Origin of the sequence: Salmonella bongori NCTC 12419 (assembly GCF_000252995.1) — a bacterium.
Lineage (GTDB): Bacteria > Pseudomonadota > Gammaproteobacteria > Enterobacterales > Enterobacteriaceae > Salmonella > Salmonella bongori.
This window is the reverse complement of sequence record NC_015761.1, coordinates 368,694-380,715: the sequence shown is the minus strand read 5'-3', so window position 1 is coordinate 380,715 and position 12,022 is coordinate 368,694. Positions and strand designations below refer to the sequence as shown.

The window sequence follows — 12,022 nt, the reverse complement described above, 5'->3', positions numbered from 1 at the left end:
GATTTCTTTAATTTACAATCAGAGATTGGCAACGTTGTGATAGACTTTCTGAACATCATCGTCATCTTCAAGGGCATCAACAAGTCCTTCAAAGATTTCTAAATCTTCTGGTGAAAGTTCAACTTCTGATTGAGCAATCATTTCTAATTCTGTTGTTGAGAATTCAGTAATTCCAGCTGCTTTTAGTGCTGCAATTCCTTTGTGAAGATCTGCCGGCTCAGTATAAACAACGATGTTTCCTTCTTCTTCGGTTACATCACGAACATCAACTTCAGCTTCGAGCAAAACTTCAAAAATATGGTCGGGGTCTGTGCCTTTAAAAACAATCACGCCAGTATTATCAAACATATAGCTGACAGCACCTGCCGCTCCAATATTGCCGCCTTTTTTATTAAAAATTGTGCGAACATTGGCAATCGTACGGTTAACATTTGACGTCAACGTTTCAGCGATAATCATTGAACCATTTGGTCCAAAGCCTTCATAGCGCCCTTGTACAAAGGTTTCATCTCCACCACCTTTGGCTTTATCAATGGCTTTATCAATAACGTGCTTTGGAACCTGCGCTTGTTTCGCACGTTCAATAACAAATTTTAAAGAGGTGTTTAATTCTGGGTCTGGTTCGCCTTGCTTAGCAGCCGCATAGATTTCCACACCGAATTTTGCATATACTTTAGACGTTGCACCGTCTTTAGCGGTTTTTTTAGCAACAATATTGGCCCATTTACGTCCCACTGGAATCGTCTCCTGGAAAATGATATTTACATTACTGGCAGATTATTAACCTGCATTTTTTCCGCGATATTATATCATAATGTATAAATTCTCGTCTATGAGAAACAAAAACGACCCATTTTACAGATTGTTACTTTAAATTTACCTATAGTTAATATTGTGTATAAGCTATTCCAATATTTTCTTCTGAACCTTTTTTATTCTTAATAATTGAAGCGCAGCAATAATACCCAAGACAGGAAAAATAAAAGTGATTATCCAGGCAAAAACACCTATCCATAAAATTGCCGCCGCACTACTGACAGAGCGCTGCAGATCATTGTCGAGGTCAGATTCTGGAAGTTATCATTCCATTCAAGCAAAGCGCCGCCTTCGCCTTTTATCTAAAACGTTCACGACTGCTCCAGCCCATCGCAATAGCCTCCTGCCAGCTCCGCTTCATATAGCCTGAACTTCAGCATAATGCCCCCCACCTTTCCCCACGCAATAATTAATGTGAGTGACATCACTTAACGCACATCCCTGGCTTTACACTGTTTCCGTTATCGCCGTATTTTCAATAAAAATTGTGAGCGAATAACAACTCACTTAAGGATACGGAATGAATCAGGAGCGTGATTTTCTCTCTTCAGTATTATCCAGGCGTGACTGGGAGAATCCTGGCGTAACACAACTCAACCGGCTGGCCTCACACCCACCTTTTTATAGCTGGCGTCATGCTGATGACGCACGCCACGACGAACCATCATCCCGACGTCGTAGCCTGAACGGCCAATGGAAATTTAATTGGTTCGCCTCGCCCGAAGCCGTTCCGGAGGCGTGGCGTCTGCATGACCTGCAACACGCGGATACCATTACCGTACCATCGAACTGGCAGATGTACGGCTATGACGCGCCGATTTACTCTAACATTACCTATCCGTTTCCGGTTAATCCACCGTTCGTTCCGGCAGAAAACCCCACGGGATGTTATTCGCTCACATTTAATATTAATAACGATGAATTACAGGATGGGAAAACGCGGATCATTTTTGATGGTATCAACTCCGCATTCTATTTGTGGTGCAACGGACGCTGGGTAGGCTACGGGCAGGACAGCCGTCTGCCATCGGAATTCGATCTCAGTGATTTTTTACGTGAGGGGGAAAACCGCCTCGCGGTGATGGTGCTGCGCTGGAGTGATGGCAGCTACCTGGAAGACCAGGATATGTGGCGAATGAGCGGGATTTTCCGTGATGTTTACCTGCTGCATAAACCCTCGACGTACATCAGCGATCTGCACATTAACACTCACTTCAACGACGATTTCAGCCGGGCGGTGGTGGATGCGGAAATCAGATCGACAGGCGATCTGCACGATAATTTACACGTGACGGTACAGCTATGGGATGGCGAAACCTTAATCGGCAAGAAAACCGCGCCATTAGGCAGCGATATCATTGATGAACGCGGCGCGTACCATGACCGTACAACGCTGCGCCTGAAGGTTGAACATCCCAGGCTGTGGAGCGCCGAAACGCCGAATCTGTACCGCGCCGTTGCGCTGCTACACACCGCCGACAATACGCTGATTGAAGCCGAAGCCTGCGACATTGGTTTTCGCCAGGTACGTATCGAAAACGGCCTGTTGTTGCTGAACGGTAAACCGCTTTTGATTCGCGGCGTGAATCGCCATGAGCATCACCCACAGCAGGGTCAGGTCATGGATTACGACACCATGCTGAAAGATATCCTGTTAATGAAGCAGAATAACTTCAACGCCGTGCGCTGTTCGCACTACCCGAACCATCCGCTGTGGTACACGCTGTGCGATCGCTACGGTCTGTATGTGGTGGATGAGGCCAATATCGAAACCCACGGCATGACACCCATGAATCGCCTGAGCGACGATCCCGTCTGGCTACCGGCCATGAGCCAGCGCGTAACGCGGATGGTGCAGCGCGATCGCAACCATCCGAGCATTATTATCTGGTCGCTGGGCAATGAATCCGGCCATGGCGCAAATCATGATGCGCTCTATCGCTGGCTCAAATCCGCAGACGTTTCCCGTCCAGTGCAATATGAAGGTGGCGGTGCGGATACCGCCGCAACCGATATTGTCTGCCCGATGTACGCACGTGTCGATCAGGATCAACCCTTCCCCGCCGTACCGAAGTGGTCAATCAAGAAATGGTTGTCATTACCCGGCGAACAGCGCCCGCTGATCCTCTGTGAATACGCTCATGCGATGGGGAATAGCCTCGGCGGTTTCACCAAATACTGGCAGGCCTTTCGTCAATACCCGCGGCTACAAGGTGGTTTTGTCTGGGACTGGGTCGACCAATCGCTGATCAAATATGATGCCGATGGCAAACCATGGTCGGCCTACGGCGGCGACTTTGGCGATGCGCCGAACGATCGCCAGTTCTGCATGAACGGGCTGGTTTTTGCCGATCGTACCCCACATCCCGCACTGTTTGAAGCCAAACACGCCCAACAGTTTTTCCAGTTCCGGTTACTGCCAGGCTCCGGGCGCCAGATTGAAGTGACCAGCGAATATCTGTTCCGTCACAGCGACAACGAACGTCTGCACTGGTCGCTGGCACAGAACGGCAAACCGGTCACTGGTGGCGAAGTAACGCTGGATATTCCTCCACAAGGGCATCAGCGCATCACGCTCCCCGAATTTCCGCAGCCGGAGACCGCGGGCCAGCTTTGGCTAACCGTGCGCGTCGAACAGCCGCAGGCAACAGCGTGGTCGCAAGCCGGACACATCTGCGCCTGGCAACAATGGAAACTGGCGGAAAAACTTAATATCCAGCTTCCTCCCACTGCAAACACCACACCACAATTAAGCGTTGATGATCATGCCTTTACGGTGGAAGTCAACGGTAAGCGCTGGCAGTTCTGCCGCAAGCTGGGTTTTCTGATTCAGTACAGAATAAATGATGAAGAGCAGTTGCTGACGCCGCTCGTTGACCAGTTTACCCGCGCGCCGCTGGATAACGATATCGGTGTCAGCGAGGCCACGCGCATCGATCCCACCGCCTGGGTTGAGCGCTGGAAGGCCGCAGGTCATTATCAGGCAGAAGCCAGCTTACTGCAATGTGATGCCGACGCGCTGGCAAGCGCGGTACTGATTACCACCGTCCATGTGTGGCAGTATGAGGGTAACCCGCTGTTTATCAGCCGGAAAACGTACCGCATCGATGGTAATGGCGAGATGCAAATTACGGTCGATGTTGACGTTAACTACGGCACACCGCCGCCTGCGCGTATCGGTCTGAACTGCCAGTTGGTAGCGGTGGCGGATCGGGTGAACTGGTTGGGACTTGGCCCCCATGAAAGCTACCCGGACAGACTCAGCGCTGCCTGTTTCGATCGCTGGGAGCTACCGCTTGAGGAAATGTATACGCCGTACGTCTTCCCGAGCGAAAATGGCCTGCGCTGCGCCACTCGCGAGCTGAACTATGGCCCGCACCGCTGGCGGGGGGATTTTCAGTTCAACATCAGTCGCTTTAGCCAGCAGCAGTTGATGGAAACCCGCCATCGTCACCTGCTACAACCGGAAGCAGGAACGTGGCTCAATATTGACGGTTTCCACATGGGTGTGGGGGGCGATGACTCATGGAGCCCGTCGGTATCGGCGGAATATGTGCTCAGCGCCGGACGCTACCATTACCAGTTAAGCTGGTACTGAACCGATGCCGGATGGCGCTGCGGCTGATCCGGCCACTGGTACGGGAACGGACGCAGGCCCGGTAAACGAAGCGCCACCAGGCATGTTGCAACGTTACTCCTCAATGACCTGGCGAATTTGTTGCAACGACGTCGGATCGTCAATGGTCGTCAGATCGCCTGGATCCCGGCCCTCGCAGATCGCCTGGATCGTTCGTCTGAGCATCTTCCCGGATCGGGTTTTTGGTAGCTGCGAGACAAACCACACGTGCGCCGGGCGGCCAAAGTTGCCGATCTGACTATCGACCAGCGCCATAATCGCCTTCTCTTCCGAATGCGCCACTTCGCGGTCTTCCAGACTGTCACTCTGTTTCGGGATCACGAAGGCTACCGCTACCTGCCCTTTCAGCGCGTCTTTTACCCCTACCACCGCCACTTCCGCAACGTTGGGATAGCTGGAGATGCTCTCCTCTATCTCACGGGTGCCGAGACGATGTCCGGCGACGTTGATCACATCATCCGTGCGCCCAAGGATAAAATAATAGCCGTCGGCGTCGCGGATCCCCCAGTCAAAGGTGGCATACACCTGACGAGTAAACAGTGACCAGTAGGTATTCACAAAGCGTGCGTCATCGCCCCAGATGGTCTGAATGCAGCCCGGCGGCAGCGGCCCTTCAATAACCACCATTCCCTTTTCGTTCGCACCACAGGGTTCACCGGTCACCTCGTTGAGCAGTTGAACATTATAGCCGTACATCGGCACGCCGGGACTGCCCAAACGCGATGGTCTGTCATCAAGCGTGCGCGCCAGCGCCATAATCGGCCAGCCGGATTCGGTCTGCCAGTAATTGTCGATCACCGGCACACCCAGTGTTCCGCTAACCCAGGCTGCCGTTGGCTCGTCGAGCGGCTCGCCTGCCAGATAGAGAACTTCCAGCGAGGAGAGATCATGATTGCGTATCTGCGCGGTGGGAAATTTCTTCAGCACACGAATGGCGGTTGGCGCTGAAAACATCCGGCTCACCCGATATTTCTCGACAATTTTCCACCATACGCCGCAGTCCGGATACGTCGGCAATCCTTCATAAACGATGGTCGCCATACCCGCCAGCAGCGGCGCATACACAATATAAGAGTGCCCCACTACCCAACCGATATCCGAAGCGCAGAAAAAGACGCCGCCCGCTTTGCCGCCAAAGAGGGTGTCCATCGATGTCGCCAGCGCCACGGCGTAGCCACCAACGTCACGCTGAACGCCTTTCGGTTTGCCGGTAGTGCCGGAGGTATAAAGAATGCAGGAACTTTCATTAGATTCAAGCCAGGCCACTGGCACACGCGCCCCGGCATGGTGTTCGCGCAGGGTCGCAAAATCCACATCGCGCCCGGCAACCCGCGCCATTTTCGCCAGCCCCCGATCCACCAGCAGTACATGCTTCGGCTGATGCTGTGCCTGATCGACCGCCTCATCAAGAAGCTTTTTATAGGGAATGACCTTCCCACCTCGCGCTCCGGCGTCCGCCGAGACAATCAGCACCGGTCTGGCATCGTCGATGCGCGCGGCTACACTGTGCGAGGCAAAACCACCAAACACCACTGAATGGATCGCGCCAATGCGCGCGCAGGCCAGTAATGTGATGTGCGCCTCGGCAATCATCGGCATATACACCAGTACCCGATCGCCACGCCGCACGCCCAGTGACAGCAGCATAGAGGCCACGACATTCACCTCGTCATACAGTTGACGAAAGGTGAAGGTACGTTCTTCTTCGGTCTCAGAGGAAACCGCAATCAGCGCCAGCGCATCCGGCTGGGTATCCAGCCAGCGGTCAATCGCGTTATGGCACAGATTAGTGGTGCCGCCGCAAAACCAGCGGGCAAACGGCGGGTTGCTGTAGTCCAGCGTCTGCGTAAACGGCTGCTGCCAGTCGATACGCCGGGCCTGTTCAGCCCAGAACTGCTCCGGTTCGTTAATCGAACGCTGATAAAATTCGCTAAAAGACATAATGCTCTCCTGTAGAACTTACGCCTAATGAGACAGGTTCTAGATGACGTACAAGTCGAGATACTCATTAACCGGCATCTGCTCCAGGCGCGTTCTGTCCAGGGAGACATCCAGGATGCGTTGTTGCTGGCGGGGTGGGAACTGGCGCGCCAGATTGATTTTAAATTTTTCGATAAGTTTTGGAATGCCGTCGCCGCGACGACGCGCGTGGCCGATCGGGTACTCGACAACCACCTCGTCAAAACGGGTACCGTCAGTAAATTCAAGACTAATGGCGTTGGCAATCGAACGTTTTTCCGGGTCATGATAATCAGTGGTAAACGCCGGGTCTTCAAAGCAATGCGTTTTTTCACGCAGCGCGTCAATACGTTTATCCTGCGCCACGCCATCCTCATAATCCGCCGCCGTTAAGCGTCCGAACAGCAGTGGGATCGCCACCATATACTGAATACAGTGATCGCGGTCAGCCGGATTATTCAGCGGGCCTTTTTTATCAATGATGCGTATACAGGCTTCATGGGTGCGAATCGTTACTTTTTCGATATCCGCCGCCGTTTTTCCAGCCGCCTGCATCTGCTCATACAGCGTCATCGCTGCTTCAACGGCGGTCTGCGAATGGAACTCCGCCGGGAAGGAGATTTTGAACAGCACGTTTTCCATCACGTAGGAGCCGTACGGGCGCTGGAAACGGAATTTTTCGCCTTTGAACGAGACGTCATAAAAGCCCCAGGTTTTGGCGGTCAACGCCGAGGGATAGCCCATCTCGCCAGTTTTCGCCATCAGCGCCAGACGCACCGCGCGTGAAGTGGCATCGCCTGCCGCCCAGGATTTGCGCGTACCGGTGTTTGGCGCATGGCGATAGGTACGCAGCGACTGCCCATCCACCCACGCCAGCGATACGGCGTTGAGAATTTCATCGCGGGTCAGGCCGAGCATTTCAGCCACTACAGCCGTGGAAGCCACTTTCACCAGCAAAACGTGATCGAGACCCACGCGGTTAAACGAGTTTTCCAGCGCGATACAGCCCTGGATTTCGTGGGCTTTGATCATCCCGGTCAGCACCTGCTGCATGGTCAGCGGCGCTTTACCGGCGGCGACGGCGTTGCGCGACAACCAGTCGGCGGTCGCCAGAATACCGCCGAGGTTATCGGAAGGGTGTCCCCACTCAGCGGCAAGCCAGGTATCGTTAAAGTCGAGCCAGCGGATCATCGCGCCAATATTAAATGCCGCCTGCACCGGATCGAGCTGGAACTGAGTGCCCGGTACACGTACACCGTTCGGCACCACGGTACCTGGCACGATAGGCCCCATCAATTTTTTACAGGCCGGATATTCCAGCGCTTCCAGCCCACAGCCCAGGGTATCAAGCAGACAGTAGTGCGCGGTGTCATAAGCCACTTTTGAGGTGATGTTGTACTTCATCACATAATCAACAATATCAACAATTTCACGGTCAAATTCAGGGCGGACGTTCGAAACAGGTGCGGACATAGGGTGCAACTCCTTTTTATCGTTAGAGGTAAGGGTTTACTGACGCTGTTCCAGCGGCGTAAAGGCGCGATCTTCCGGGCCAATATAATTGGCGGAAGGACGGATAATTTTGTTGTCCTGTCGTTGCTCGATGATGTGCGCCGCCCAACCTGTAACGCGGGCAATCACAAACAGCGGGGTAAACATTTCGGTGGGAACGCCCATCATGTTGTAGGAGACCGCCGAGAACCAGTCGAGATTAGGGAACATCTTTTTGCTGTCCCACATTACCGTCTCCAGCCGATCGGCAATGTTGTACATCTTCAGCGAACCGCCCTCCTGTGAAAGCTGCTTCGCTACCCGCTTAATCACCTGATGGCGCGGATCGGCGATGGTGTATACCGGATGACCAAAACCAATCACCACTTCTTTATTGGCGATACGTTTACGGATATCGGCTTCTGCTTCATCCGGCGTTTCGTAGCGCTGCTGAATCTCCAGCGAGACTTCATTCGCCCCGCCGTGCTTCGGCCCGCGAAGCGCGCCTATCGCGCCAATGATGGCGGAGTACATATCCGATCCCGTACCGGCTACCACCCGGCTGGTAAAGGTTGAGGCGTTGAACTCATGTTCGGCGTACAGTACCAGTGAAATGTGCATCGCCTTTTCCCAGCTTTGCGATGGCTTTTCGCCGTGTAATAAATGCAGGAAATGCCCGCCGATAGAGTCATCGTCAGTTTCTGGCTGAATGCGTTCGCCGTTGTGGCTGTAGTGATACCAGTAAAGGAGAATGGAGCTGAGGGAGGCCAGCAGCTTGTCGGCGATATCACGCGCGCCAGAAACGGTATGCCCCTCTTTTTCCGGCAGGGTGCAGCCCAGCGCAGAAACGCCGGTGCGCATTACGTCCATCGGGTGCGATGCCGCTGGCAGCGCTTCCAGCACGGTACGGACGTTAGCGGGTAAGCCACGCAGCGCTTTTAATTTGCTTTTATAGGCATTCAGCTCATCACGGGTGGGCAGCTTGCCGTGAATGAGCAGATGCGCAACTTCTTCAAATTCACAGTGCTCCGCGAGATCGAGAATATCGTACCCGCGATAGTGCAGATCGTTACCGCTTTTACCTACGGTGCATAAGGCGGTATTTCCGGCGGGTACGCCGGATAATGCGACGGATTTTTTTGGCTTAATGACATTTGTGTTGTTTTGCAGGATCGTCGTGTCGCTCATAGTGTCCTCGTCATTTTTGTAATGTGTAGGGTATTGAGGTTGTCCGCCACAGACTTGATAGCGGCTACGCTTTATCAGACCCGTGGCCTACGATTTTTTGGCGTACAGCGCGTCAAGTTTTTCCTCGAACTGGTAATAATTGATGCTTTCATACAGCTCATTACGGGTCTGCATGATGTCGATAACGCTCTTTTGCGTTCCTTCCTGTCGCAGCACGTTGTAAACCTTCTCCGCCGCGCGATTCATCGCCCGGAACGCCGACAGCGGATAGAGCGCCATCGCCACGTTGGCGTTGCGTAGCTCTTCGGTAGTAAACAACGGCGTCGCGCCGAATTCGGTAATATTGGCAAGGATTGGCACCTGCACTGCGTCGGCAAACTGGCGGTACATCGCAAGTTCAGTAATCGCCTCCGGGAACAGCATGTCGGCACCGGCCTCTACGTAGGCCCGCGCGCGATCGATAGCGGCATCAAGGCCTTCAACCGCCAGCGCATCGGTACGCGCCATAATGACAAAGTCAGGATCGGTCCGCGCATCCACCGCCGCGTGGATCCGGTCCACCATCTCTTCTTTCGAGACGATCGCTTTATTTGGCCGATGCCCGCAGCGCTTGGCGCCAATCTGATCTTCAATATGCAGCGCGGCGGCGCCGGCTTTGGAAATCGATTTCACGGTACGCGCTACGTTAAACGCCGACGATCCGAAGCCAATATCGGCATCCACCAGCAGCGGCAGCGGGCAGACGTCGGTGATACGGCGGATATCGGTCAATACGTCATCAAGGGTGGAGATGCCCAGATCCGGTAGCCCCAGCGAGCCTGCGGCAACACCGCCGCCCGAGAGATAGAGAGCCTGATACCCAGCCCTCTGGGCTAACAGAGCATGATTGGCGTTGATAGCGCCGACAATTTGTAATGGTTTTTCTTTAGCAAGCGCAGCGCGAAACGCCTGACCCGGTGAGTGTAACGTCATATTCAGCCCTCTTGTTATTGAATTGTTAATTAAGATGCACTCATTAAAGCAAGGGATATGCCAGACCCAAAAACCGAGAAACCATTAAATAAAATTCAATTTAAAAACAATCAGTTAAATGAAAAATCTTTTTTAATACTGACAGACGAGTCACAAGAAAAACGAGTCAGCTAACGTTTCATGAAACGGAGGCCTGTGTTTCATTGCAACATTAACGAAACATCTATAAAACAAGAATTCGTTCCTTAAACATGAATCTACGACGATGGTTACTGTGCATAGCGCTTCGCGCGATAATAGCGATAAACCGGTGATCTGGACGGTCTCGGTAACGCGCCTGTTCGAACTATTTCGGGATATCAGCCTGGAGTTTGATCATCTGGCGACGATCACGCCTATTCAGCTCGGTTTTGAAAAGGCAGTAGCCTACATTCGCAAAAAACTGGCAACCGAACGCTGCGACGCGATTATCGCGGCAGGTTCCAACGGCGCTTATTTAAAAAGCCGACTGTCGGTACCTGTCATCCTCATCAAACCCAGCGGATTCGATGTATTACAGGCTCTGGCAAAAGCGGGAAAGCTGACTTCCTCAATGGGAATCGTGACCTATCAGGAGACCATTCCGGCTCTGGTCGCCTTTCAGAAAACGTTTCACCTCCGTCTTGAACAGCGAAGCTATATCACTGAAGAGGATGCTCGCGGGCAAATTAACGAGCTCAAAGCTAACGGCATTGAGGCTGTAATTGGGGCAGGACTAATTACCGACCTGGCGGAAGAGGCAGGAATGACCGCCATCTTTATTTATTCAGCGGCCACCGTACGTCAGGCTTTCCATGATGCGCTGGATATGACCCGCCTGACACGGCGTCAGTATAGCCAGCATACCTCCAGCAAGGGATTACAGACCCGTTATGCGCTGAGCGATATCCTCGGCGATTCACCACAAATGGAGCAGGTTCGCCATACGATTACACTCTATGCCCGTTCCCGCGCGGCAGTGCTGATTCAGGGGGAAACAGGGACCGGGAAAGAGCTGGCGGCGCAAGCGATTCATCAGGCGTTGTTTAACCGTCAGCCCCACCGTCAGAACAAGCCTTCTCCGCCCTTTGTCGCCGTTAATTGCGGCGCGATTACCGAGTCGTTGCTGGAGGCTGAACTGTTTGGCTATGAGGAGGGAGCGTTTACCGGCTCAAGACGAGGTGGACGTGCGGGGCTGTTTGAGGTCGCCCACGGCGGCACGCTGTTTCTTGACGAAATTGGCGAAATGCCGCTGCCGTTACAAACCCGCCTTCTACGCGTACTGGAGGAAAAAGCCGTCACCCGCGTTGGCGGGCATCAGCCGATCCCGGTAGATGTCCGGGTGATCAGCGCCACGCATTGCGATCTGGATCGGGAGATAACGCAAGGACGTTTTCGTACCGATCTGTTTTACCGTTTGAGCATTCTGCGTCTGCCGCTTCCCCCCTTGCGCGAGCGACAGCCTGATATTCTGCCTCTGGCGGAAAACTTTTTAAAACAATCGCTGGCCGCGATGGAGATCCCTTTTACCGAATCGGTGCGTCATGGGCTGACGCAGTGTCAGCCGCTTCTACTGAACTATCATTGGCCCGGTAATATTCGCGAACTGCGGAATATGATGGAACGCCTGGCGCTTTTTTTAAGCGTCGATCCCGCACCAACACTGGACAGACAATTTATGCGGCAATTATTACCTGAACTGGTGGGGACCACAGCAGAAATCACGCCCTCGTCAGCAGAAGCGCTTCCATTGCAGGAGGTGCTCGCACGCTTTAATGGCGATAAGCGCGCCGCCGCACGTTATTTGGGGATCAGCCGTACCACGCTGTGGCGTCGTTTAAAAGCGCGTACTGAAAATCCAGACGGGTAATTAAGACGGATGCTCTCCTCCCTGTATGTCTGATGGCGCTACGCTTACCCGGCCTGCGCGTTCTTGCAGGC

Annotated in this window: 7 protein-coding genes; 2 read left to right on the top strand and 5 right to left on the bottom strand. The window is 53.4% G+C overall.

The window, feature by feature from the left end; translation table 11 throughout:
* Positions 1-18 precede the first annotated feature (18 nt).
* Positions 19-735 (bottom strand): YebC/PmpR family DNA-binding transcriptional regulator, encoded by a 717-nt coding sequence (locus SBG_RS01685; protein WP_000532932.1) that lies wholly within the window; start codon positions 733-735, stop codon positions 19-21.
* Between the two features lie 601 nt (positions 736-1,336).
* On the opposite strand from SBG_RS01685, the gene SBG_RS01680 reads away from it, so the two are divergent.
* Positions 1,337-4,414 carry a beta-galactosidase gene (locus SBG_RS01680; RefSeq protein ID WP_001071127.1) on the top strand — a complete coding sequence of 1,026 codons (3,078 nt, stop codon included), beginning with the start codon at positions 1,337-1,339 and terminating at the stop codon, positions 4,412-4,414.
* A gap of 93 nt (positions 4,415-4,507) precedes the next feature.
* Here SBG_RS01680 and prpE read toward each other — a convergent pair whose 3' ends face one another.
* From prpE to prpB, 4 genes are all read right to left on the bottom strand, one after another.
* Positions 4,508-6,394: a propionate--CoA ligase gene (gene prpE, locus SBG_RS01675; RefSeq protein WP_000010247.1), complete on the bottom strand. Its 1,887-nt coding sequence runs from the start codon at positions 6,392-6,394 to the stop codon at positions 4,508-4,510.
* Positions 6,395-6,433: 39 nt separating this feature from the next.
* Positions 6,434-7,885 (bottom strand): bifunctional 2-methylcitrate dehydratase/aconitate hydratase, encoded by a 1,452-nt coding sequence (locus SBG_RS01670; RefSeq protein ID WP_001275800.1) that lies wholly within the window; start codon positions 7,883-7,885, stop codon positions 6,434-6,436.
* 36 nt (positions 7,886-7,921) lie between these two features.
* Positions 7,922-9,091, bottom strand: a complete 1,170-nt coding sequence (gene prpC, locus SBG_RS01665; protein WP_001285884.1) for a bifunctional 2-methylcitrate synthase/citrate synthase — start codon at positions 9,089-9,091, stop codon at positions 7,922-7,924.
* 87 nt (positions 9,092-9,178) lie between these two features.
* Positions 9,179-10,063, bottom strand: a complete 885-nt coding sequence (prpB, locus tag SBG_RS01660) for a methylisocitrate lyase (RefSeq protein WP_000172495.1) — start codon at positions 10,061-10,063, stop codon at positions 9,179-9,181.
* A 265-nt stretch (positions 10,064-10,328) separates the two neighbouring features.
* Between prpB and prpR the strand changes: the two genes are divergently transcribed.
* The gene (gene prpR / locus SBG_RS01655) at positions 10,329-11,951 is read left to right on the top strand and encodes a propionate catabolism operon regulatory protein PrpR (RefSeq protein ID WP_000259045.1); all 1,623 of its coding nucleotides are present in this window, start codon (positions 10,329-10,331) and stop codon (positions 11,949-11,951) included.
* Positions 11,952-12,022: the final 71 nt, after the last annotated feature.

Coding starts and splice junctions, on each gene's coding strand:
- prpB (WP_000172495.1), bottom strand. CDS start 10,063: ATGACGTTACACTCACCGGGTCAGGCGTTTCGCGCTGCGCTTGCTAAA.
- prpC (WP_001285884.1), bottom strand. CDS start 9,091: ATGAGCGACACGACGATCCTGCAAAACAACACAAATGTCATTAAGCCA.
- prpR (WP_000259045.1), top strand. CDS start 10,329: ATGGTTACTGTGCATAGCGCTTCGCGCGATAATAGCGATAAACCGGTG.
- SBG_RS01670 (WP_001275800.1), bottom strand. CDS start 7,885: ATGTCCGCACCTGTTTCGAACGTCCGCCCTGAATTTGACCGTGAAATT.
- SBG_RS01680 (WP_001071127.1), top strand. CDS start 1,337: ATGAATCAGGAGCGTGATTTTCTCTCTTCAGTATTATCCAGGCGTGAC.
- prpE (WP_000010247.1), bottom strand. CDS start 6,394: ATGTCTTTTAGCGAATTTTATCAGCGTTCGATTAACGAACCGGAGCAG.